General features: G+C 55.4%; 23 protein-coding genes. 19 read left to right on the top strand and 4 right to left on the bottom strand.

All coding sequences use genetic code 11. The features are described 5' to 3' along the window. The first annotated feature begins 145 nt into the window (after positions 1 to 145). The 3 genes from CPH80_RS17400 to CPH80_RS17390 are packed head-to-tail and all read left to right on the top strand — an operon-like array spanning position 146 to position 2,668. On the top strand, positions 146 to 1,201 hold the full coding sequence (locus tag CPH80_RS17400) for an aminoglycoside phosphotransferase family protein (protein ID WP_096279822.1): 1,056 nt from the start codon (positions 146 to 148) through the stop codon (positions 1,199 to 1,201). After that, positions 1,198 to 1,905 carry an N-acetylmuramate alpha-1-phosphate uridylyltransferase MurU gene (murU, locus tag CPH80_RS17395; RefSeq protein ID WP_096279820.1) on the top strand — a complete coding sequence of 236 codons (708 nt, stop codon included), beginning with the start codon at positions 1,198 to 1,200 and terminating at the stop codon, positions 1,903 to 1,905. Before CPH80_RS17400 ends, murU begins: the two co-directional genes overlap by 4 nt. Positions 1,906 to 1,909: 4 nt before the next feature. Then, positions 1,910 to 2,668 carry a molecular chaperone DjlA gene (locus CPH80_RS17390; RefSeq protein ID WP_096279818.1) on the top strand — a complete coding sequence of 253 codons (759 nt, stop codon included), beginning with the start codon at positions 1,910 to 1,912 and terminating at the stop codon, positions 2,666 to 2,668. An 11-nt stretch (positions 2,669 to 2,679) separates the two neighbouring features. On the opposite strand, the gene CPH80_RS17385 is transcribed toward CPH80_RS17390, so the two are convergent. Next, entirely contained in the window at positions 2,680 to 3,630 is a 951-nt protein-coding gene (locus CPH80_RS17385; protein ID WP_157746913.1) for a DUF3530 family protein, read from the bottom strand. 90 nt (positions 3,631 to 3,720) lie between these two features. On the opposite strand from CPH80_RS17385, the gene rpe reads away from it, so the two are divergent. The 6 genes from rpe (at position 3,721) to trpC (ending at position 9,289) form a co-directional block, all read left to right on the top strand. Beyond that, positions 3,721 to 4,422 carry a ribulose-phosphate 3-epimerase gene (gene rpe / locus CPH80_RS17380; protein WP_096279814.1) on the top strand — a complete coding sequence of 234 codons (702 nt, stop codon included), beginning with the start codon at positions 3,721 to 3,723 and terminating at the stop codon, positions 4,420 to 4,422. Beyond that, positions 4,419 to 5,108 carry a phosphoglycolate phosphatase gene (locus CPH80_RS17375; protein ID WP_096279812.1) on the top strand — a complete coding sequence of 230 codons (690 nt, stop codon included), beginning with the start codon at positions 4,419 to 4,421 and terminating at the stop codon, positions 5,106 to 5,108. Before rpe ends, CPH80_RS17375 begins: the two co-directional genes overlap by 4 nt. A gap of 201 nt (positions 5,109 to 5,309) precedes the next feature. Next, positions 5,310 to 6,818: an anthranilate synthase component I gene (trpE, locus tag CPH80_RS17370; protein WP_096279811.1), complete on the top strand. Its 1,509-nt coding sequence runs from the start codon at positions 5,310 to 5,312 to the stop codon at positions 6,816 to 6,818. Positions 6,819 to 6,833: 15 nt separating this feature from the next. After that, on the top strand, positions 6,834 to 7,415 hold the full coding sequence (locus CPH80_RS17365; RefSeq protein WP_096279809.1) for an anthranilate synthase component II: 582 nt from the start codon (positions 6,834 to 6,836) through the stop codon (positions 7,413 to 7,415). Between the two features lie 13 nt (positions 7,416 to 7,428). Continuing rightward, a complete protein-coding gene (gene trpD / locus CPH80_RS17360) occupies positions 7,429 to 8,457 on the top strand; it encodes an anthranilate phosphoribosyltransferase (protein ID WP_096279807.1) in 1,029 nt (342 codons plus the stop codon). A gap of 16 nt (positions 8,458 to 8,473) precedes the next feature. Then, on the top strand, positions 8,474 to 9,289 hold the full coding sequence (gene trpC / locus CPH80_RS17355) for an indole-3-glycerol phosphate synthase TrpC (protein WP_096279805.1): 816 nt from the start codon (positions 8,474 to 8,476) through the stop codon (positions 9,287 to 9,289). A 44-nt stretch (positions 9,290 to 9,333) separates the two neighbouring features. Here the strand turns inward: trpC and CPH80_RS17350 are convergent, their stop codons facing one another. Beyond that, a complete protein-coding gene (locus tag CPH80_RS17350) occupies positions 9,334 to 9,942 on the bottom strand; it encodes a DUF4202 domain-containing protein (protein ID WP_096279803.1) in 609 nt (202 codons plus the stop codon). A 218-nt stretch (positions 9,943 to 10,160) separates the two neighbouring features. Between CPH80_RS17350 and CPH80_RS17345 the strand changes: the two genes are divergently transcribed. Beyond that, positions 10,161 to 11,039 carry a GGDEF domain-containing protein gene (locus CPH80_RS17345; protein WP_157746912.1) on the top strand — a complete coding sequence of 293 codons (879 nt, stop codon included), beginning with the start codon at positions 10,161 to 10,163 and terminating at the stop codon, positions 11,037 to 11,039. 32 nt (positions 11,040 to 11,071) lie between these two features. On the opposite strand, the gene CPH80_RS17340 is transcribed toward CPH80_RS17345, so the two are convergent. Beyond that, entirely contained in the window at positions 11,072 to 11,689 is a 618-nt protein-coding gene (locus CPH80_RS17340) for a glutathione S-transferase family protein (RefSeq protein ID WP_096279799.1), read from the bottom strand. Between the two features lie 384 nt (positions 11,690 to 12,073). On the opposite strand from CPH80_RS17340, the gene CPH80_RS17335 reads away from it, so the two are divergent. The 3 genes from CPH80_RS17335 to CPH80_RS17325 all read left to right on the top strand — a co-directional run bounded on the left by CPH80_RS17335 (position 12,074) and on the right by CPH80_RS17325 (position 15,237). Beyond that, positions 12,074 to 13,042 (top strand): ABC transporter substrate-binding protein, encoded by a 969-nt coding sequence (locus CPH80_RS17335; protein ID WP_096279797.1) that lies wholly within the window; start codon positions 12,074 to 12,076, stop codon positions 13,040 to 13,042. A 119-nt stretch (positions 13,043 to 13,161) separates the two neighbouring features. Then, positions 13,162 to 14,196, top strand: coding sequence for an ABC transporter permease (locus tag CPH80_RS17330; RefSeq protein WP_096279795.1), 1,035 nt, complete (start codon positions 13,162 to 13,164; stop codon positions 14,194 to 14,196). 9 nt (positions 14,197 to 14,205) lie between these two features. Then, positions 14,206 to 15,237 carry an ATP-binding cassette domain-containing protein gene (locus CPH80_RS17325; RefSeq protein ID WP_096279794.1) on the top strand — a complete coding sequence of 344 codons (1,032 nt, stop codon included), beginning with the start codon at positions 14,206 to 14,208 and terminating at the stop codon, positions 15,235 to 15,237. Between the two features lie 23 nt (positions 15,238 to 15,260). On the opposite strand, the gene CPH80_RS17320 is transcribed toward CPH80_RS17325, so the two are convergent. Next, positions 15,261 to 16,211 (bottom strand): META domain-containing protein, encoded by a 951-nt coding sequence (locus CPH80_RS17320; protein ID WP_096279792.1) that lies wholly within the window; start codon positions 16,209 to 16,211, stop codon positions 15,261 to 15,263. Between the two features lie 175 nt (positions 16,212 to 16,386). Here CPH80_RS17320 and CPH80_RS17315 point away from each other — a divergent pair, with 175 nt between their 5' ends. The 6 genes from CPH80_RS17315 to modC all read left to right on the top strand — a co-directional run bounded on the left by CPH80_RS17315 (position 16,387) and on the right by modC (position 21,737). Next, positions 16,387 to 17,127, top strand: coding sequence for a glutathione S-transferase family protein (locus tag CPH80_RS17315; protein WP_096279790.1), 741 nt, complete (start codon positions 16,387 to 16,389; stop codon positions 17,125 to 17,127). Positions 17,128 to 17,228: 101 nt separating this feature from the next. Further along, positions 17,229 to 18,206, top strand: coding sequence for a sterol desaturase family protein (locus CPH80_RS17310; RefSeq protein WP_096279788.1), 978 nt, complete (start codon positions 17,229 to 17,231; stop codon positions 18,204 to 18,206). Next, the gene (locus CPH80_RS17305; RefSeq protein ID WP_096279786.1) at positions 18,169 to 19,086 is read left to right on the top strand and encodes an alpha/beta hydrolase; all 918 of its coding nucleotides are present in this window, start codon (positions 18,169 to 18,171) and stop codon (positions 19,084 to 19,086) included. Before CPH80_RS17310 ends, CPH80_RS17305 begins: the two co-directional genes overlap by 38 nt. A gap of 53 nt (positions 19,087 to 19,139) precedes the next feature. Then, on the top strand, positions 19,140 to 19,943 hold the full coding sequence (gene modA, locus CPH80_RS17300) for a molybdate ABC transporter substrate-binding protein (protein ID WP_096279784.1): 804 nt from the start codon (positions 19,140 to 19,142) through the stop codon (positions 19,941 to 19,943). A gap of 19 nt (positions 19,944 to 19,962) precedes the next feature. Further along, positions 19,963 to 20,640 (top strand): molybdate ABC transporter permease subunit, encoded by a 678-nt coding sequence (gene modB, locus CPH80_RS17295; protein ID WP_096279782.1) that lies wholly within the window; start codon positions 19,963 to 19,965, stop codon positions 20,638 to 20,640. Next, positions 20,640 to 21,737 (top strand): molybdenum ABC transporter ATP-binding protein, encoded by a 1,098-nt coding sequence (modC, locus tag CPH80_RS17290; RefSeq protein WP_096279780.1) that lies wholly within the window; start codon positions 20,640 to 20,642, stop codon positions 21,735 to 21,737. Before modB ends, modC begins: the two co-directional genes overlap by 1 nt. The last annotated feature ends 59 nt before the right edge of the window (positions 21,738 to 21,796 follow it).

Below are 21,796 nucleotides of genomic sequence, written 5' to 3'. Positions count from 1 at the left end.
TAGTTTACACGTGCCCCTGAAGCTTGTTAACGGAAACGGAGCCTGATGAGCGAAACTCCGCTGCAAAACCGTTTTACCCTCTTTATACTCAACGACTAACTTTTGCTCTAAGCTCACTCATTACTTCAGGATAAGCGCCCGAGCTATGGACAACCGCCTGCAAATGCTGACCACCTGGGTCAGACAGTTTTCCGGCTTTGAAAATGCCGATGCCCACCCCGTTTCTGGCGACGCTAGTTTCCGGCGTTATTTCCGGGTTTTCAAAGCGGCCAGCGACAACAATACCCTGCCCGCCAAACCGTTCATTGTTATGGATTCGCCTCCGGAGAAGGAGGACTGCGGGCCATTCGTAACGATTGGCAGGCACTGGCATCAAGCAGGGATTGCCGTTCCACAGATTTTTGAAGCCGATCCTGTGCGCGGCTTTTTGCTGCTGGAAGACTTCGGCGACCAGCTAATGCTAAGCCAGCTTAGCCCCAGCACCGCCAACACGCTCTACCAAAGCGCATTGGACGAGCTCGTTATTATTCAGCAGTTGCCCGCAACGCCTGAGCATCCACTGCCTGCCTACGACACCGCCTTGCTGAATCGCGAAATGGCGCTGTTCCGGGATTGGCTGTTGGAAGGCTACCTTGGACTGGAGCTAAATAACATCGAAAAGTCCATGCTCGACACCACCTTCGCACTGCTTCGTGAGAACGCTCTGGCCCAGCCCAGCGTTACCGTACACCGGGACTATCACTCACGGAACTTGCTGATGCGGGAACACAGCAGTCGCCCCGGCGTTATCGATTTTCAGGATGCAGTAGCCGGGCCGGTTACCTACGATGCCGTCTCGTTGCTCAAGGATTGCTACATTCAATGGCCCGAAGAGCAGATTGGCGAATGGCTAGAGACCTTCCGCGAGCAAACCTTGGCAGCAGGCCTACACCGTGCCGATAGCGACACGTTCCGCCAATGGTTTGAGCTCATGGGCATGCAGCGCCATCTGAAAGCTGCGGGTATTTTTGCCAGACTCGCCATGCGGGATCACAAACCGCGCTATTTGGAGGACATTCCCCGTACGGTGAGTTACCTGCTTGGCGCCAGCAAACGGCAGCCAGCGTTGCGACATTTCCATGAGTGGCTGACGGCGGTTGCGGTACCCCGGATTGAAGAACTAATCGGTCCCGTTCCGGGCCAGGAGCATGTGGCACCGTGAAAGCGATGATTCTTGCCGCAGGAAAGGGGGAGCGCATGCGGCCACTAACGCTTACCACCCCCAAGCCCCTGCTTAGTGCCGGCGGCAAACCGCTTATTGAATACCACCTGGAGCGCCTTCACCGTGCCGGCTTTCGGGATGTGGTCATCAACCACGCGTGGCTTGGAGAACAGATTGAATACACCTTAGGCGATGGCGAGCGGTTCGGGCTTTCGCTGCACTACTCACGCGAAGGCGAACCGCTGGAGACCGCAGGCGGTATTGTCCGCGCCCTACCGTTGCTTTCGTGCCCTGACACCGACTGGTTTATGGTTATCAACGGTGATGTTTGGGCTGATTTTGACCTTACCCGGCTTCAACCACCGGCAGCCGGCGAACAGCCTGCCGTCGATGCCATTCTGGTGTTGGCAGACAACCCCTCCCACAATCGCCATGGCGATTTTTGCTTGAAAGGCAACGGCATGCTCTCTGAGGAGTGTGCGTTTAAAGAGGGCGAGAAGCTGACTTTTGCCGGCATTAGCCTTCTGCACCGAAGGCTGTTTGAAGGACTAACGGACCAGGCCGGAAAGCTCGGGCCTGTGCTGCGGGAGGCCATGAGCGGAGGCCGGGTAGCCGGGCTGCACCACCGCGGTCTCTGGGTGGATGTAGGAACACCGGAACAGCTGCGGGCGCTGGACCAGCAATTAGCCACTCAGGAGCCTTAGGGCTATGGCGACCCACACCGCGCACCCAAGCCTGCCGCCGCGCATGGAGGCCGCTTTCTCAGATCTCCTACAGAAGCTCTCTGCCGCTGACCACCGCGCACATACGCTGATCGGCCATACGAGACTACCCTGGTGGTGTCGGCGCCCACTGTTTTTCTTTTTGGGCTACATAGCCAAAGCCGAAGGGCGAGTGTCTGAACAGGACATCGGCTTTGCCGAAAGTCTCATCACAGCGCTCAAGCTGTCAAAACGACAGCGACGCAAAGCCATACGAAATTTCGAGCGTGGCAAAACATCAGACACGCTTCCGCCGTTATGCGGGCTCACGTTAAGGTTGAGCCACGGCACTAGGCCTTCCCCAGCCCTGAAAGTCGCCATCTGCCTGTGCCACGCCGCCCAGCTAAAAGGCCGACCCAATAAGTCTCGCCTTTACCGCTGCGAGGATGTCATTGACCAAACTGGGCTTCCCGTTACAATCAGCGAAGACATTTTTGACAGCTACGCCGCCAGAGTATGGGGCGACACCAGTGACCTACCTGCAATGCCTGTAAATCTTGAGCAAGCCTGTGCCCTGTTTGGCGCAACCCGACGGGACTCTCTGGCAGTTATCAAACGCACATATCGGAAAAAAGTGTCTGAGTGCCACCCAGACAAGCTAGCGCAGCAGCACCTCAGCCCAGCCCAAAGAGCGGTCGCCAAAGAAACTCTATTGCGCTACCAGCACGCCTGGGAACTTATCAAGCGACACCACAATCTAAACTGACGCTTGCCCACCTATTTTGGGTTGAGCCAAGCTGAAATTCTTCCCGCCAGAGTCTTCCCGTTTCGCGGCGACAACAAATCACCCGAGCCCATAAGCTGGAGACTGAAGCCTTCGACTCTAGCCCGCTTCAGGCCCGCTCTACGCTGTTCGCGCTCATCGGATGATGAAAGCTCCAGAATGCGCGGTACCGACGCCCCCTCTAATGCCACCGCCAATTTTTCGGAGTCCTGGGGGTATAGCTTCGGGGCTACCCAAATTAGGGCCGGAGACCCACCCAACTCTGCCGCGTATAACACAATATGATTGCTACCACGCCCAATCCCCACCACGGCAACGAGTTCATAGTCACGCGCCTTTAGGGCGGCAACACCTGCCACTAGCTGCTCGCGGATACGGGAGCGATAGGCTACTTCCAGTTCATCCACAGCATCAGAGGCCAGCACGTCAATTGTGGCAGGACTGGTAGCTTCTGGGCCCCGCTCGTATGGCTCCGTGTCTAATCCGGGTTTCGTGACGGGGCGCTCCAGAATTCGCTCAATGGCCAACGGTGGCGATTCCAGACCCAGAGTAAGTACAGCAAAGTTTCGATGTGCCAGCTCTCGAGCGAGAGCACCCGTCAGCCCTGACTCTGGGTTTCCACCCTCATCTGCCAGAATGAGCAGCCCGCCCCGGGCAGGCGCTTCACGCTCGGGCCAAAGCAGCGCCAAGGTGCGGGCGCCATCCGCAAGATCAAGCCACAGTGCGGCATCCGGAAAGCTCTGGCTAAGCTTCCGCTCGCCCAGCCCAGACGTTACAGCGCCTCGCACTTCCCCCGTCGGCACTTGAGCGGGTTCTGGAGATTCGTCTTTGTTCTGGGCGTATGCGCATGTGGGTAGCACGCCGCCCGTCAGTAGGGCAATCACTAGCCACCCGCAAACATCACTGCGGTAGCCGCTGCGGCTTATTGTTCTGAATCGGCGCACAGTTCCTGCTCCTCTGGCTACGAAAACACGCTGTTGTGCTGTTAGACTGTCATTAATATCAATCACTGCCAATTGTTTGCGAGAGCCGTCATGAATCCTTACCTGATTGCCCCATCTATTCTATCTGCTGATTTTGCCCGCCTGGGTGAAGAAGTGGATAACGTTCTTGCCGCCGGCGCAGACGTGGTGCATTTTGACGTTATGGACAACCATTATGTGCCTAACCTGACCATCGGGCCGATGATTTGTGAAGCATTGCGCAAGCACGGCGTTACCGCCCCCATTGACGTACACCTGATGGTATCGCCGGTCGATGACCTGATTCGCATGTTCATTGACGCCGGTGCCAGCTATATCACTTTCCACCCGGAGGCATCCCAGCATATTGATCGCTCCCTGCAGCTGATTCGCGAGGGCGGCTGCAAGGCCGGCTTGGTGTTCAACCCGGCCACCCCGTTGCACCACATGGATCACGTGATGGACAAGCTCGACATGGTACTGATGATGTCGGTCAACCCAGGCTTCGGTGGCCAAAAGTTCATTCCCGGCACCCTGGACAAGCTGCGGGAAGCCCGTAAGCGCATTGATGCCAGTAACTACAACATTCGGTTGGAAATCGATGGCGGCGTGAAAACCGACAACATTCGTGAAATTGCCGAAGCCGGTGCAGACACCTTTGTTGCAGGCTCGGCTATCTTCAACACGGATGACTACAAAGCCACCATCGATGCCATGCGCCTAGAATTGGAACACGCCAGCACGGCGCTGGGCCACACGGTGTCGGGCCAATGAGCCTGGCCGGTCTGTTTAACGCCCGCTGGCCGGGGGTTGCGCTGTTTGATCTCGATGGCACTCTGGTAGACAGCGCGCCGGATTTAGCAGCGGCTGTTGACCGCACCCTTGAACAGCTCGGGCGCAAACCGGCCGGCATTGAACAGGTTCGCAAATGGGTGGGCAACGGCTCGCCCATACTGATGCGGCGCGCACTGGCTGGCAAAGCCGACTGGGAACCTGCAAGCGCCGCAGACGACGCTTTATTTAATGATGCCCTAGCCTTGTTTTTCAACAACTACCAGGAGCTTAACGGCCAGCATGCGGTGGTTTACCCAGGTGTTGAAGCCTGCCTTGAGACATTGAATGAACGTGGCTGTCGCATGGCCGTGGTGACCAATAAGCCTGAACAGTTTGTGACGCCTCTGCTTGAGCAGATGGGCATTGAGCATCATTTCCAACTGATTGTGGGTGGTGACACCCTAAGCACAAAAAAACCGGATCCCGAGCCATTACTTCACGCCATGGAGGCTCTTCATGGCAGTCGCGGAACCACAGTGATGATTGGCGATTCTGCAGCAGACGTTAGTGCCGCCCAGGCAGCGGGCATTCCCTGCGTGGCCGTCACCTATGGCTATAACTTTGGCCGCTCGGTGCAGGCACTGGGAGCAGACGCTGTGGTTGATTCCCTGAGCGAGCTTTTGTAACCTCTCAGGTCTTGAGGTTTTTTAAATTATCCAATTCGGGAGATTCCTGCCGTGCAGGGACTGAATCTGACTACAGCGCGAGGCATCCCCACAACCCGCGCAACGCGATGGTGGCGATGGCGTACCGGCTGAAAACACTCAGCTCGGCCAAAATACCCATTCGCCTGCTCGAACGCAGATCAGATTTCAGGGAACCCGATCATGACTTCCGAACAATTCCACAAGCTGGCACAGGCTGGCTTCAATCGTATCCCCGTGTATCGTGAAGTACTCGCGGACATGGACACCCCTTTAAGCACCTATCTCAAACTGGCCAGCGGGCCATACTCCTACCTGTTTGAATCGGTGCAGGGTGGTGAAAAATGGGGCCGCTACTCCATCATCGGTCTGCCCAGCCAAGAAGTACTCAAAGTATTTGATCACCGTGTTGAGATTCGCCGACATGGTGAGCTGATCGACCGCCAGGGCGAATTGCTAGAAAGCGCCGAGGTGGACGACCCGCTGGCGTTCGTTGCCAGCTACCAGGAACGCTTCAACGCCCCCGATCTGGAAGAGCTTCCACGCTTCAACGGTGGCCTAGTGGGCTACTTTGGTTACGACACCGTGCGCTACATCGAGAAGCGCCTTGCAACCAGCTGCCCCCCAGATCGCATTGGCACGCCCGACATACTGCTGATGGTGTCCAATGAACTGGTGGTGTTCGACAACCTCCGTGGCAAGCTGCACCTGATCGTGCACGTAGACCCAGCCGATGAAGGCGGCTACGAGCAGGCCCAACTAAGACTCGACGAACTCGAGCAGAAACTGCACCGACAAACCGCCAACACCCCGAAAACACCGGCGCACCTACGCGGCAAAACGGTAGATGAAAGCGAGTTTGTGTCTGGCTTCAGCCAGGAAAAGTTCGAAGCGGCGGTCGACAAAATCAAAGACTACGTGCTGGATGGCGACGTGATGCAAACCGTCATTTCCCAGCGCATGTCGATTCCGTTTGAGGCTCCACCTCTGAACCTGTACCGCTCGCTGCGGGTGTTGAACCCTTCGCCGTACATGTACTTTCTGGATCTGGACGATTTTCACATTGTCGGTTCGTCGCCGGAAATCCTGGCGCGCATGGAAGACCGCGAGGTGACCGTTCGCCCCATCGCCGGCACGCGCAAACGCGGCGCCACCGAGGCCGAAGACCGCGCTCTGGAAGCCGAGCTGCTGGCTGACCCGAAAGAAATCGCCGAGCACCTGATGCTGATTGATCTGGGCCGCAACGACGCCGGGCGCGTTTCCGAAACCGGCACCGTGCGGCTGACCGAGAGAATGGCAGTTGAACGGTACTCCCACGTGATGCACATAGTGTCCAACGTAACCGGCCAAGTAAAAGACGGCATCAGTTGTCTCGATGTGCTCAAGGCCACCCTGCCCGCTGGCACGCTGAGCGGCGCACCGAAAACCCGGGCTATGGAAATCATTGACGAACTTGAGCCGGTGAAGCGTGGCGTGTACGGCGGCGCAGTTGGCTACCTCTCGTTCAACGGCAACATGGACACCGCCATTGCCATCCGCACCGCCGTGATCAAGGACAAAACCCTGCACGTCCAGGCCGGCGCGGGCATAGTCGCCGACTCTGTACCTCGCCTTGAGTGGAAAGAAACCATGAACAAGGGCCGCGCCATCTTTCGCGCAGTGGCCATGACCTACAACGATTTTGACCACTGAGGCGAGGGAAATATCATGCTATTAATGCTGGATAACTACGATTCCTTCACCTACAACGTGGTGCAGTATCTCGCGGAGCTGGGCGCCGATGTGCAGGTGCACCGCAACGACGAAATCACCGTGGAACAGATCGAGGCCCTGAATCCCGAACGGCTGGTGATCTCGCCCGGCCCCTGCACACCGAATGAGGCCGGGGTTTCCATGGAGGTCATCCGTCACTTTGCCGGTAAGGTCCCCATACTCGGCGTTTGCCTAGGCCACCAGGCCATCGGCCAGGTGTTTGGCGGAAGCATCATCCGCGCCGGGCGAGTGATGCACGGCAAAGTGTCACCGGTGTACCACAACAGCAACGGCGTGTTCCGCGGCCTCAACAACCCACTACAGGCAACCCGCTATCACAGCCTGGTGATTGAACAGGCCAGCCTGCCGGAATGCCTGGAAATGACCGCCTGGACTCGCAACAGCGACGGCAGCGTAGAAGAAATCATGGGCGTGCGCCACAAAACCCTGGCCATCGAAGGGGTGCAGTTTCACCCGGAATCGATCATGAGCGAACAGGGCCACGAACTGCTGCGCAACTTCCTGCGAACCCAATAAAAAGGCGAAACCAATGAACATGAAAGACGCACTGAACCGGGTCGCCGAAAACCTAGACATGTCCCGGGAAGAGATGAAAAGCGTGATGCGCACCGTGATGAACGGCGAAGCCACCGACGCCCAAATTGGCGCCCTGCTGATGGGCCTGCGCACAAAAAGTGAAACCGTTGATGAGATTACCGGCGCCGTGGAAGTCATGCGCGAACTGGTCTCTGGCGTAACGATAAAAGCAGAGCCGCTGGTAGACATAGTAGGTACCGGCGGCGACGGCGCTAACCTATTCAACGTCTCCTCCGCCGCCGCTTTTGTTGTAGCGGCCGCCGGCGGTTTTGTGGCCAAGCATGGTAACCGTGCGGTTTCATCCAAAAGCGGCAGCGCCGACCTAATTGAACAGGCGGGAATTAACCTCAACCTCACACCGGAACAAGTCGCCCGCTGCGTAGAAGAAATTGGCGTCGGCTTCATGTTCGCCCCGGCCCATCACGGCGCCATGAAACACGCCGTCGGCCCGCGCAAAGAGATGGGCTGCCGCACCCTATTTAACATCCTCGGCCCCATGACCAACCCTGCCGGCGTTAAACACCAGTTAGTGGGTGTGTTCAGCAAAGCCCTTTGCCGCCCCATGGCCGAAGTGCTGCAAAAACTCGGCTCCGAACACATCATGGTGGTTGCTTCAAAAGATGGGCTGGACGAAATAAGCCTGGCTAGCGCCACCCATGTGGCTGAACTGAAAAACGGCGAGATCATTGAATACGACATCACCCCGGAAGAGCTGGGCATCAAAAGCCAAACTCTCGTTGGCCTGTCTGTTGATACTGCAGAAGAATCCCTAAATCTGATCAAAGCCGCCTTCGGTCGCAGCCACGACGAAATGGCAGAAAAGGCCCGGGACTTGATCGCCCTTAATGCCGGCGCCGCCATCTACATTGCAGGCCTGGCCCCAACAGCGAAAATGGGCGTAGAAATGGCCCTAGACGCCATGGGCTCTGGACTGGCTGCCGGTAAACTGTCGGAGTTGGCTGACTTTTCCCACTGTTTCTGAGCCAGGAAAGAACTAGATGAGCAAGCACAGCGACAAAACCCCAACCATCCTGCGCAAAATCGTCGACAGGAAGTGGGAAGAAATTGAAACCCGCAAGCGCACCACAAGCCTCGAGGATCTCAAAGCCCGCGCAGGCGACCAGCCGGGTACCCGTGGCTTTACTAATGCCCTGCGCCGGCGAATCGAAGCCGGCACACCCGCTGTTATCGCCGAGATCAAAAAGGCTTCACCCAGTAAAGGCATACTCCGCGACCCGTTCAAGCCCGCCGAGATCGCCGAAAGCTACGAACAGGGAGGCGCTGCCTGCTTGTCCGTGCTTACCGACCATGACTTTTTCCAGGGCCACGAAGACTATCTGGTTGCCGCCCGCAACGCCTGCAGCCTGCCGGTTATCCGCAAAGACTTCATGGTGGCGCCGTATCAGATCTACGAGGCCCGCACCATTGGCGCCGACTGCATACTCCTAATCGCAGCCTGCCTTACTAAAAACCAGATGCAGGAACTGGAAGGCATAGCCCACGAAATTGGAATGGACGTATTGGTAGAAGTGCACAACGGCGAAGAAATGGACGACGCGCTAACGCTTACAACCCCACTGGTCGGCATCAATAACCGCGACCTGCACAGCTTCGATGTTTCACTAGATACCACGTTTGACCTGCACCAGCGCATAGGCGCAGACCGCATGGCCATCACAGAAAGCGGCATTATGACCCGTGCCGATGTAGAAGCCATGACCGGCCGGGGCATCTACGGATTTCTGGTAGGCGAGTCGTTTATGCGCGCAGCCAACCCCGGTGAAAAACTGCAAGAATTGTTTTTCCCCCGATAGCGTGGCTGTGCGCCAAATCGGGTGAAAACCAGAACTTGGGCGGATCAGCCAGGATCCGCCAAGGCTTCCTGCATCAGCAGCTGCAAATGATCCGGCAGCTTCGCCGATAACGCCAGGGCTTGTTCGTGGGCGCGAGGCGACATTTTGCTCCAGGTTCGACGCATGATTCTCAGCCACTTCTCCCGATCGTACTCCGCATTATCCGCATAAAATTGTGCAAGATATTTTTCCAGAAACACCATGCAGGCAACGTCCTCCAACAGCTGGGTGTCCGCGTCTTTACGCAGCTCACGCTTGGTCAGAATCACTTCAACCCGCTCACATTCGGTCTCTGGATAACCGCAGCTCTGCATAATCTCAGCGGCCCGGCGACCATGCATGCGCCCGCAGGCCTGCCGCCACTCGTAATAGGATTTACGGCCTTCAGGGTAATCACTGCGAGGCATTCTCCAGCGTTCAATATGCTGGGCACGACAGGCAATCTGCATTCGACCTGAAGGCGAAGGCTCCAGCTCATACAGCCAGCGAGTCATGTGCAAGCTGTAGGCATACTCTCTTGGCACGGACTCACCTGCCAAAACGCCTTCGTTGAGGTCTTCACGGTTTGCATTGTCAATCGCATCCAAAGCACACTTAAGAGATGCTTGTTCCATACTATCTCCTTTCACGACATGGTTACCCCGCAGGGGTTATTGCGCCTGCTGCTGTATTGGCCGACGATTAAGACTATTGGCACCCGGATCTCTGGCTAGCGGAGCTAGGTTTACGCACACCTGTTTTGCTCTGCGCGCTAGTAACACTGATATCACACTACGCTGGCAAACCTTTGTGCCAGAGCCGGTACCTTCTCAGGGCCATGGGCCTTTCGATCATGGCCATGATACTTGCTCTGTTTCTGATTCACTACAATGGGCAATCTGCCGGCACTTATCAGATAACCAATGGCATGGTCATCAGCTTTTTGGGGGTATCCATTCTCTCGGTTCGGGGCCCCAGGGAATGGTGGCTACTGCTTGCCTTGCCTCTGGCGATTTTTGCGCTCTTTGCCCGCGCACGGGGTTTGGTTCTTACCGAGCTACTGCCTTTTATGTTTGACCCTCTGGTTATGATGGTCATCGGCATAGTGGTGAGCGAGGCATTAAGACAACTGCGCACAGGAGAGTTTTTGGCCCGGCAGGAGCTCCAGGAGCTCCAAGAGCAGGCAACCACCAATCAACTAACCGCGTTGCTGAACCGCAGGGCCACGCACCATTTGTTGGAAAGAGAACACGCCCGGGCACAGAGGTACGGAACAGGCTACAGCCTGATACTTGGGGATCTCGACAAATTCAAGCACGTGAACGATCGTTATGGCCACAATATCGGGGATATTGTACTGCAAGAAACCGCACGCAGACTGGGCAGCCACATGCGCGCGCAAGATGCTTTATGCCGATGGGGCGGTGAGGAAATTCTAATGATGTTGCCGGAAACCGATCTGGATGGCGCCCTGCACGTGGCTGAAAAAATCCGTTTGTCTTTCGCCGACGAACCCATGCTTGCAGGCGAACACCGCATTCCACAAACCATCAGCCTGGGGGTCACTAATTGCCGTGCGCGCGATGACATTGAAAGCGCCATCAAACGAGCCGATGACGCTCTTTACCAAGCCAAAGAAAACGGCCGTAACCGCGCTGAAGCTATCCCTTCACCTTACTCTGAGCATGACTCACAAGCTGATCAGATTGCCTCAGTCACCAAGGCTCACTGAGAACTCCGCAGGCACACGAGGCATTCGCAATATCAAGCTTGCGCAGATGGACGCGTCTTGATGCGGTCGTACCAAGCCTGAAGATTGGTGTGCTCCGGCAGGATGCGGATATTCACTACCCGGGCAAACGCGACCGTAGTAAAGGCATTGATGTCGGCCGCGGTAAACCGATCGCAACAAATGTATTCCTGAACGGCAAGGTGATCATTGAGGAATGCCATAAACTTACTGACGCTCTGCCCGCAATCCTCACCCCATTCTTTAATGGGATTCATTCTGTCCTTGAAATAGCCACTGGTATGCTGGAAGCACATGCCGGTAGGCATAAAGAAGTAGAACTCAACCCATCTTACCCACTGCTCGATCAAGGCCTTCTCCACAGGAGTATCTCCTAGAAGAGTAGGCGCGTCGGGATAGTTCTCCTCAAAGTAACGGCAAATAGCCATGGTCTCGGAAATACACGTTCCGTCATCCAGTTCCATAACCGGCACTTTCTTCATGGGGTTACGCGCCACGTATTCCGGCGTCAGATTCTCCCCCTTCTGCAGATCAATTTCGACGAATTCGGCTTTCTCCAGCAATCCTTTCTCTGCCATGAACATACGCACGCGGCGAGGATTCGGTGCGGTTTTTGTTTCGAAAATCTTCATTATTATCGGCTCCGTTCCGGATAAGTCAGGGCTACTCAGCGTATCGAACTACCGAGAGATTGCCCCGAAAAAAGGGTTGCGTCAAGCAACTGATCAGGAGCCCTTCGGCCGTTTCGATGGGCCCTCAGAAATCACACATTATCGTTAAAAACTTGTAACTGAGCTCAGGATCCTTATGCTGAAGGCTACGCGATAACCGAGACGAGTCGATTTGACCAATTCCCCGTATTGTCAGAAAACCACAAATCAGAGAGCCTCTTCCGGTTACCTCCTGCCAGTAATTGAACAACTAGCAAAGCAACTGGCACCAAAACAACACGTGCCAGAAAAACGACAACACACAGTTCGACCAGAATTCACCAACCCCCAAACGGAGAAGTGACTATGCGAAAGCTTACGTCTGCTGCGCTGCTATGTGCGCTATCAGTGCCCGCTATGGCACAAGCCAACTGTGGTGAAGTATCCATCACAGAAATGAATTGGGCTTCCAATACAGTGGTCACCAACGTAGCAAAATTCATCATGGAACAGGGCTATGGCTGCGACGTGTCGGTTATACCCTCCGACACCGTCCCTGCGGTAACGTCTGTTGCGGAAAACGGCGAGCCGGATATTGTCACCGAACTGTGGCTGAACTCAGCCGGTGAGGCTTACCTGCGCCTCGAAGAAGAGGGCAAGATTGAACGGCTCGGTAAAGTGCTCGATCCCGGCGGTATTGAAGGCTGGTGGATCCCCACGTATCTGGCGGAAAAACACCCTGAGCTGAAAACGATCGAAGGCATCATGGAGAATCCGGAGCTGGTGGGCTCACGTTTCAACAACTGTCCTGTCGGTTGGGGCTGCAGAGTTGTCAGCGACAACCTGATCCGCGCCCTAGATCTTGAAGATTCCGGCGTTAAGGTCTTCAACCACGGTTCCGGTGAAACTCTGGCTTCCTCGATGGCTTCTGCGGTTCAGGATGAAGAACCCTGGTTCGGCTATTACTGGGGGCCTACAGTGCCGCTCGGTAAATATGACATGACTCGGGTAAAACTGGGCGAATACAACCAGAAGGTTCATGAGAGGAACCAGAACGAGAACGCCGACAACCCGGGCGTGTCAGAATTTCCGGCCGCCCCCATCCTTACCTCTGTAACTACCGACTTCAAGGATCGGGAACCAGAAGTAACTGAGATGCTCAGCAAAATGACATTCAAAACGAAAACCATGAGCGCTCTGCTTGCGTGGATGGACTCCAACAACGCATCCGGTCAAGAAGCTGCGGTCTATTTCCTGAGCAATAATCGTGATGCGTGGTCTAGCTGGCTGAACGATGATGCCAAGAAGAAACTTGCGGCCATTCTTGGAAACTGATTGAACCGCCTTGGCCCGGGTGCAGCATCTACAAGGATCTGCCCTGGGCACATTTGATAATGACAGTAACCGAATTCTGTGGCGCATGGGTTCCCATGCGCAGACGAGGCTAAACGCAAATGGCAACCTACGACTCCCTGTTTTCGACACTTGGGTTAAAAGAATGGTGCGCGAAAGGTAACGAAGACGGCCCTATGTCAATGGCCGACCTCCTCGCCAAAGCCAATGGTAAAAGTGGGGAGCCTGAATCTCTGTGGGACATGCCATTTCCTTCAATGGATGCACTAAACGACTCCTGCTCCGCATTTCCCAAGTCCAGAGAGCTTACACAGGGTCTCGAACAGGGCTTTCTTGCGATAAAAGACAACCTCAGCCTAGTACTCGACCCGCTGACTCAGCCGCTAAGCTGGGCTCTCGATGGCGCCCTCTACAGCATGATCAGTACGCCCTGGTGGATCGTCATCCCCATTATGCTCGCGGTCGTTTTTTTGGTCACCAAATCCTGGAAGCTGGTGCTGTTCGTTGGTGCCAGTCTCTGCCTGCTGGCGTTCATTGATTACTACGTATACGCCATGCAGACCCTTGCCATTATTTTTGTCTGTGCCTTTCTCTGTGTGCTGTTCGGGGTGCCCATAGGCATTGCCATGTCCAGAAGCGACACCATGCAACGGGTGTCGATTCCGATACTCGACATGCTCCAGACGTTACCGCCTTTTGTTTACCTGATTCCGCTGATTTTCCTGTTCAGCGTGACCGAATCCAAGCTTTACGGTATCGCTATTATTCTCTACGCCATCGTGCCCGTCGTTCGGCTGACTAACCTCGGTATACGGCTGGTGGACAAGGACGTGATTGAAGCCGCGGACGCATATGGCATGACGCGCAGTCAAAAATTATTCAAAGTTGAGATACCCCTGGCCCTGCCCAACATTATGGCTGGCGTGAATCAGACCATCATGATGAGCCTCGCCATGGTTGTTATCGCATCCCTGGTTTCCGCTCCCGGCCTCGGTGTTCTGGTGCTTCGCGGTATTCGTAACCTGGATCTCGGCGTCGGTCTGGTGGCCGGCCTCGGCATTGTTATCCTGGCTGTCATTCTTGACCGGGTAACAAAGGCTTCTCTGGCACGCATCAATGCCAGCCAAAATCAGTGAGGACAGAACGTGGCAAACGATATAAAGATTTCCATCAAAAACCTCTACAAGATTTTCGGGCCAACGCCGGATGTGGCACTTGAGTATGTAAAGCAAGGCATGAACAAGGCTGACCTGCTGGATCAGCACAATCATGTTCTTGGGCTGAGAGATATCAACGTGGATGTCCTCGATGGCAAGATCACCGTTATCATGGGGCTTTCTGGCTCCGGCAAGTCAACGCTGATCCGACATCTCAACCGCCTGATTGAACCGACCGCCGGGGAAATTCGGCTTGATGACTCTGATGTTCTGGATCTGAACGAGGATCAGCTGCGTCTGCTTCGGCGAGAGCAGATGTCCATGGTGTTCCAAAAGTTTGCACTCTTGCCGCATAAGACCGTGCTTGAGAACGCCGGCATGGCCCTCAACATTCGGGGCGCCACCGTCGCAGATTTTGAAAGCGAAGCCGTAAAATGGCTGGCCCGAGTGGGCCTTGAGGGCAATGAAAACCAGTTCCCTCACCAGTTATCCGGCGGTATGCAGCAAAGGGTTGGCATAGCCCGCGCGCTGGTTTCCAACTCCCCGGTCATGCTGATGGACGAAGCTTTCTCTGCGCTGGATCCGCTGATTCGGTCAGACATGCAGGATCTGCTACTAGCGCTTCAGGAAGAGCTGCAAAAGACGATTGTATTCATCACGCACGATCTGGATGAAGCATTGAAGCTCTCGGATCATCTGGTCATTCTCAAAGAAGGCGAAGTGGTTCAGCAAGGTGACCCACAGGACATCCTGCTCAACCCCAATGACCCTTATATTGTTGCCTTTATAAACGATATAAATCGCGCGCGGGTGCTTCGGGTACGCTCCATCATGAAGCGCCACGGCGCGAACGATACTGACTACGCCGGGGACATTTCAGAGAAGGACAATCTGGAGACAGTGCTTTCCCTGTCGGGAGGCGATACGGACAAGATATTTCGGGTGCTGCGGAACGACGAGACAGTAGGCAGTCTCAGCATGAAAGACCTGACCCGCGCCCTGGTTCCTACAAGCGCTTAAACAGCGAGGTGCCATCGCGCAAACTAAAATGCCTTAATTTCCTCGCCCGTAGACGTTGTTAGCACCAGCTCTCCATGACGACCAATCGACACGAGCTTTACATCTGACATAAGCTCCAGAAAGCGTTGTTCTTGGTTCATCAAAGCAGGCGCACAAGCCATTTTCGTTGCAAACATATAATCGAAGCTCACACCTTCGGCCGTAAGTTCGTATTGGCCTCCGTAGCGGTTGCAGGATGCCATGCCGGCCAAACGGTTCTCCCCAGAAAACTCGATGGTCATCCTGGAGCGGTCGATAATTCCGGCACCGGCCAAATCTTCAACAACCCACTCCGCTCCCCGGAACAGGCGCTCTGAATCGCCACCGCAACCCTGGAAAACCTTTCCGTTCAGTTCAAGGCGAACCTGCGCCGGGAACTGGGCGCCAGACATATTATCTTCACACAACTGGCGGGCTACCTTAAGCGTCAGCTCCTGCCCATCCAACTCACCACGAAACTCGCGACCGTGCCGGTTCGCAACGGTTGTTTCAAGCGCAACTTTCTCTGGCTCTCCGGATTCGTAAGGACGGTTAAACAACAACTCATCGCCTTCAACACGGGCATGCCAGAAAGGCTCGTTGCCCGTGGCTTCAAACGGCATTTCCAGCGCTCCGGCCTGCAAGCACTTCGGATAGGCTTGCCCTTTTACGGTGAACGTTGCCCGCTCACCCTTGCTCCAAAAGCGGGTCTCATCATCTCCGGGGGCCACATAAAGCGCTCCGGAAGCAGTCGTTTTGGGCTTAAGGAGCAGGCGCTTGCCCTGGTAATCAACACCAAGCAGGTCGCTGTCGCTCGCGCTGGCAACATTTACGTTCAACTGGCCACACTGATAGCTGCCTGAAACCATGTGCGTATCCGGCCCGGTGGCGCACGCAGAGAGAAAGAGCCCGGTAGCTGCGACGACGGATGTCGTCAAAACCCGCTGTAAGTACATGGACACAACCTATGGTTATAACGTGAATGAATGCCGGCATCTTAAAGACAAGGCCGGGGAAAAACCAATTGCAGGAACTGCGAAGCCATTAAAAACACGCAATTCATATAGCCACACCGCTTTTTATCCCTCTGGCTCAAAGCTATGCTGAAGCTCATCACTATGGAGGTACCGCATGGCTCTCAGGCTCTATCAATTCGCCATATCCCACTACTGCGAGAAAATCCGCTGGGCACTGGATTACAAGACTCTTAATTATGAAACCACAAACCTGCTGCCGGGGCAGCACGTAAAAACCGTACAAAAGCTCACCAAGGGCGCGAGCACTTCTGTGCCGGTGTTGGTACGTGATGGCGAGGTGATTCACGGTTCATCAAACATACTCGACTACCTAGACAAAACCTTCCCCGACAGGCCGCTTACGCCAGTAGATGAGCCTGCAAGAACTCAGGCACTGGCGTGGGAAAAACGCCTGGATGAAGAAGCAGGCCCCGCAGTGCGCTGTTACTCCTATCACCACTTCTTGCAACGCCCGAAAATTGTGGTGCCATTACTGACTGCAGGCACGCCTTTTTACAATCGCATTGTGCTCAGCCTAGTGTTCAGCCGGGTAGACGAAACCATGCGGAAATGGATGAAAATCAACGAGAAAACAGCGGAAGAATCCCGAAAAGTGATGGAAGGTCTGCTTATCGAGTTAGCGGAGATCTACAGCCGCCAGCCGTTCCTAGCCGGCGAATCCTTCTCCCGCGCAGACCTGACAGCCGCTGCGCTTTTCGCGCCGCTGTTTCAGCCCGAAGCCTACCCAGTACCCTGGCCAAAACCGGCGCGGATACCAAAGGAAATACAAAACTGGCTTAACGAGTGGCAGCCGAAATTGCAGGTGCTCAGCAGAGTTTACAGTGATTACAGATAGTCCCTTGGCGTAAATCGCTACTATCGATGACGTGATGCGACATGCCCCGCCTTACGAGCTCGTGTGAGAATGGTTCGGAACCTATAGTTGAGGAGAATTGTATGTCGCTGACCGAGATGGTGCTTGCTGTACTTGAGGAAAGTGGTCTGCTAGCTCTCTGGCAGGCGGTTTCCCCGTGGCTGACCCTGGATGAGCGACAACTTATTTTTGTTATTGCGACGCCGGTTTTTCTTGCAGTAACAGCCGTAGAATATCTGAAAATACGGCACAATCCGCAGCTAATGGATACCCGGGAAACTATCCGGAATTTCACCCTAGGGGCGGGCTACCAGGCCACCGAGCTACTGTTTGCCGGCATTATTGCCTTTCCGGTTTACTCGCTGTGCTACCACTACCGCCTCTTTGAGCTTGAGTTGAACTGGCTGACCGGCTTTCTTACCTTTGTAGGTGTGGATTTCTGCTTCTACTGGATGCACCGTGCCAGTCACCGCATGCGCTGGTTCTGGGCCGCTCATGTAGTACATCATTCCTCTGAGCGGATGAACTTCTCCACGGCCATGCGCCAGAACGCGACTAACATATTCAATGGTGGGTGGGCCTTTTACCTGCCCATGGCTTTGCTAGGCTTTAACCCTGTGTGGATAGGAATCGCCTATGCACTGTCTCTGGTCTATCAATTTTTTGTTCACACCACACTGGTGGGACGACTGCCTGGCTGGATCGAACGGGTATTCAACACCCCTGGCCACCACCGGGTTCACCATGGCCGCAATCCGAACTATATTGACCGCAATTTCGGCGGCACCCTGATCATCTGGGATCGCTTGTTTGGAACCTTTACCGATGAAGACGCCAGGGTGCCGATTGAATACGGCATTACCCGCCCAGCGCCGTCCAACAACCTGTTTGTACTTTGGACTCACGAATACGTGGATCTGTTCCGCGACATGGCACGCCCAGGTGGACTAGTGTCACGGCTGAGCCACTTATGGAAACCGCCGGAGTGGAAACGCCCGGCCTCACCAGCTTCCGGAAAACAGCATGCAAGAACAGCCCCTAAGCCTGACCGGCCAGGATAGCCACGCTATAACGGGTACGGTGTTTTGCCCAGACACGCCTCACTCAGCTTTAGTTATCGCCCACGGCATGGCGGAGCACGCGGGGCGATATGCTGATTTTGCCCGTTGGCTTGCCGAACGCAGTATTGCCGTTATTACCTTTAATCACCGGGGCCATGGCCCTGCATGCCCGACTGACCAGCTGGGCCATTACAGTGACGTGGATGGCTGGGGGAAAGTGATCGACGACCTTAACCGGGTGCTGTTCGATGCACGGGAACGCTTTCCGGGTATTCCTCTGGCACTGCTCGGGCACAGCATGGGATCGTTCATTGCCCAAGGCTGCGCACAGCAACATCCGGGCTCCTTGGACTGTCTGATCCTGAGCGCCACCAACCAAATTCACCGCCCCCAGCTGTGGGCCTCCGGAGCGTTGGTCAGCGGCATCCGCCGGTTATACAGCAACCACCACCGAAGCCCGACCATCGCAAAAATGACCTTCGGTAAGTTCAACCGCCTTTTTCAACCCAACCGAACCGACTGCGACTGGTTAAGCCGAGATACCACCCAAGTAGACCAGTATGTATCAGATCCTCTGTGCGGGTTCGAATGCACCACAGGGCTGTGGCATGATTTCATTCAAGGTATGCTTGCCATTGAACCTTCGAGGTGGCGCAAGGATCTCCCTGTTCATCTGTTTTCTGGCTCAGACGACCCGGTTGGAGGAATGGGCAAAGGTGTTAGCCGACATATTCAGACCATCCGCAACGCCGGCATTAGGGGGACAAGCCTTAGGTTGTTCGAAGGTGGTCGGCACGAAATGCTGAACGAAAGCAATACCGCAGAAGTCCGGGAGCATGTGTTATCGCTGATTGCCCCACGGAAAGAACCTGATGCCTGAAACCCCCGCCTAGTGTCGCGATCGTTATATACCAAAGAATATAAGGAAAACTCATGTCCGTGCTCAAAAATCGTTCTCACAAACTGGCAGGGCCAAATTTAGAGCTATGTTTAAAGCTAGGTCTAGGGCTCTGTCTGCTACTGACATTCAGCAGTATCGCCCATGCTGCCGATGTTCGTCTTGCGGTGGCAGCCAACTTTACCGATACCACTCGCGATCTTATTGTGGCATTTGGTAAAGCCACCGGGCTGGAAGCTGTTGCAAGCTACGGTTCGACTGGGAAGCTGTACGCGCAAATAGCTAATGGCGCGCCATTTGATGTGTTTCTGGCTGCGGACAGCCACCGGCCCGAGCTTCTTGAGGAGAATGGCCAGGGCGTGGCGGGCTCTCGGTTCACCTACGCCCGCGGCAAGCTTGCTCTCTGGAGCCCGGTACCCGGAACATTTGAAGACCCAAAGGTCTGGCTAAAGTCCGGCGACTTTGCCCGACTGGCCATTGCGAACCCAAAAACGGCACCTTACGGCTTGGCTGCACAAGAGGTGCTCACCGAGTTGAATCTTTGGGATTCTTTGCAGGATCGCCTGGTACGCGGTGACTCCATTGCCCAGACCTTCCAGTTTGTCGCCACCACCAACGCCCAATCTGGATTTGTCGCTCTCTCGCAGGTGCGCGCTTGGGATGATAAAGGCGGCTCACTCTGGATGATTCCACAGAACTACTATTCCCCAATCAACCAACAGGCTATTCTTTTGAGCCGTAGCGAGAACAAAAATTCAGCTCGCCAGTGGCTTGAGTTCCTGCGCGGTGACAAAGCCAGGGCCATTATTGAAAAATCTGGCTACGAAACCGAACACTAAGCGGTAACCGGCAAATACCATGGACATATACTGGGAGCCTGTGTGGCTCACCCTTAAGCTTGCAGGCGTGACCACCGCTGTGCTCTTGGTCGTGGGAACGCCCATCGCTTGGTGGCTGGCCCGCAGCAACCACTGGGTAAGGCAACCCATTGCGGCAGTAGTCGCGCTGCCCTTGGTATTGCCGCCCACGGTTCTCGGGTTTTATCTTCTGGTGCTCATGGGCCCAAAAGGCATGGTGGGCCAACTCACCGAACAGCTGGGGCTGGGTTTATTGCCGTTCACCTTCGAGGGCTTGGTGATTGCATCCGTCATCTATTCGCTGCCGTTTACCGTTCAGCCTCTGCAAAATGCTTTCGGATCCATCAATCAGCAGCTTCTTGAAGTCGCGTCCACGCTCCGAGCCTCGCCCCGGGATCGCTTTTTTTCCATTGTGGTTCCCCTGGCCCGGCCGGGATTTCTCACCGCTGGCGTCCTCACCTTTGCCCACACTATCGGCGAGTTTGGTGTTGTACTGATGATTGGCGGCAATATACCCGGTGAAACCAAGGTGCTCTCTGTGGCCATCTACGATCACGTAGAATCCCTTGAGTACACCCAAGCCCACTGGCTAGCGGCAGGTATGGTCGCCTTCTCCTTCGTGGTGCTCGTAACGCTCTATTCACTCAACGGCCGGATGCAATCGGGACTGCTAAAATAATGGCTGCGTCAGGAATTCAAGCTCGTTTCGCTTGCCACTTCGGGGCGTTTACACTGGATGTGGATCTGAACCTACCGGGGAGCGGGCTCACCGCGCTGTTCGGGCACTCAGGTTGCGGCAAAACAACACTGTTGCGTTGTATGGCAGGCTTGCAGGCTGCTGATGGCATCATGCGTGTTAACGGGGATGAATGGCAGACTGAGGGTACGGGTGCAGGCGAGAGTCGCAGCCGACCCGTTCACCAGCGGCCTCTGGCCTATGTGTTTCAGGAAACCAGCCTGTTCCCCCACCTTTCGGTAAAGCGCAACCTAATGTACGGGTACAAACGCATTCCGAAAAATGAGCGCCAGATATCCTTTGATCAGGCCACCGAATGGCTGGGTCTCTCTCATCTGCTCGAACGCATGCCGGTGAAACTCTCAGGGGGAGAACGCCAGCGTGTCGCTATTGCCCGTGCCCTGCTGACCAGCCCCAAGCTGTTGCTGATGGATGAGCCCCTATCTGCTCTCGATCAGGCCAGCAAACAGGAGATCATGCCTTACCTAGAAGGTCTGCGGGACACTCTCGCCATCCCCATGCTCTATGTTTCCCACTCAACCGCAGAAGTCGCTCGGCTGGCAGATCACATAGTAATGATGGACAAGGGCCGGGTGGTTGCTGAGGGCCCACTGCAACAGATAATGGCGCGCACGGATCAGCCCTTTGGCTTCGAGAAAGATGCCGGCGTGATTCTCGATGCGACCATCGCGGAGCGCGATGAACAGTGGCATTTGTGCCGCGCTGATTTTGCCGGCGGCCACCTGTGGCTGCGCGCGGATGGAGGCCTGAAAATCGGGCAACGCATTCGCCTGCAGGTGCTTGCGAGGGATATCAGCCTGGCCCGAAGCCAACAAACCGACCAGAGCATCCAAAACCTGCTGCCAGCGACGGTTGATGAAGTAGCCTCGGACGTAAGCCCGGGGACCTCTATGGTGCGTTTGTTGGCAGGACAAACCCCGTTTCTCTCACGCCTTACCACACGAGCGGTACACACCTTGGCTATTGAGCCCGGGCAGAAGGTTTGGATGCAGATTAAATCCGTCGCCCTTGTTGACTAGCTAGTAACCGGCCCGGCTACTTACTTAAGAAGCTGCAACCGAGGTTCGCAAGCTGCCCA

Origin of the sequence: Marinobacter sp. LV10R510-11A, from assembly GCF_900215155.1 — a bacterium.
Lineage (GTDB): Bacteria > Pseudomonadota > Gammaproteobacteria > Pseudomonadales > Oleiphilaceae > Marinobacter.
This window is presented reverse-complemented; position numbering and strand designations above follow the sequence as displayed.

Excerpts from the sequence above, each read along its gene's own strand:
- CPH80_RS17400 (WP_096279822.1), top strand. The coding sequence starts at position 146 with ATGGACAACCGCCTGCAAATGCTGACCACCTGGGTCAGACAGTTTTCC.
- CPH80_RS17390 (WP_096279818.1), top strand. The coding sequence starts at position 1,910 with ATGGCGACCCACACCGCGCACCCAAGCCTGCCGCCGCGCATGGAGGCC.
- rpe (WP_096279814.1), top strand. The coding sequence starts at position 3,721 with ATGAATCCTTACCTGATTGCCCCATCTATTCTATCTGCTGATTTTGCC.
- CPH80_RS17375 (WP_096279812.1), top strand. The coding sequence starts at position 4,419 with ATGAGCCTGGCCGGTCTGTTTAACGCCCGCTGGCCGGGGGTTGCGCTG.
- trpE (WP_096279811.1), top strand. The coding sequence starts at position 5,310 with ATGACTTCCGAACAATTCCACAAGCTGGCACAGGCTGGCTTCAATCGT.
- CPH80_RS17365 (WP_096279809.1), top strand. The coding sequence starts at position 6,834 with ATGCTATTAATGCTGGATAACTACGATTCCTTCACCTACAACGTGGTG.
- trpD (WP_096279807.1), top strand. The coding sequence starts at position 7,429 with ATGAACATGAAAGACGCACTGAACCGGGTCGCCGAAAACCTAGACATG.
- trpC (WP_096279805.1), top strand. The coding sequence starts at position 8,474 with ATGAGCAAGCACAGCGACAAAACCCCAACCATCCTGCGCAAAATCGTC.
- CPH80_RS17350 (WP_096279803.1), bottom strand. The coding sequence starts at position 9,942 with ATGGAACAAGCATCTCTTAAGTGTGCTTTGGATGCGATTGACAATGCA.
- CPH80_RS17345 (WP_157746912.1), top strand. The coding sequence starts at position 10,161 with ATGGCCATGATACTTGCTCTGTTTCTGATTCACTACAATGGGCAATCT.
- CPH80_RS17340 (WP_096279799.1), bottom strand. The coding sequence starts at position 11,689 with ATGAAGATTTTCGAAACAAAAACCGCACCGAATCCTCGCCGCGTGCGT.
- CPH80_RS17335 (WP_096279797.1), top strand. The coding sequence starts at position 12,074 with ATGCGAAAGCTTACGTCTGCTGCGCTGCTATGTGCGCTATCAGTGCCC.
- CPH80_RS17330 (WP_096279795.1), top strand. The coding sequence starts at position 13,162 with ATGGCAACCTACGACTCCCTGTTTTCGACACTTGGGTTAAAAGAATGG.
- CPH80_RS17320 (WP_096279792.1), bottom strand. The coding sequence starts at position 16,211 with ATGTACTTACAGCGGGTTTTGACGACATCCGTCGTCGCAGCTACCGGG.
- CPH80_RS17315 (WP_096279790.1), top strand. The coding sequence starts at position 16,387 with ATGGCTCTCAGGCTCTATCAATTCGCCATATCCCACTACTGCGAGAAA.
- CPH80_RS17310 (WP_096279788.1), top strand. The coding sequence starts at position 17,229 with ATGTCGCTGACCGAGATGGTGCTTGCTGTACTTGAGGAAAGTGGTCTG.
- CPH80_RS17305 (WP_096279786.1), top strand. The coding sequence starts at position 18,169 with ATGCAAGAACAGCCCCTAAGCCTGACCGGCCAGGATAGCCACGCTATA.
- modA (WP_096279784.1), top strand. The coding sequence starts at position 19,140 with ATGTCCGTGCTCAAAAATCGTTCTCACAAACTGGCAGGGCCAAATTTA.
- modB (WP_096279782.1), top strand. The coding sequence starts at position 19,963 with ATGGACATATACTGGGAGCCTGTGTGGCTCACCCTTAAGCTTGCAGGC.
- modC (WP_096279780.1), top strand. The coding sequence starts at position 20,640 with ATGGCTGCGTCAGGAATTCAAGCTCGTTTCGCTTGCCACTTCGGGGCG.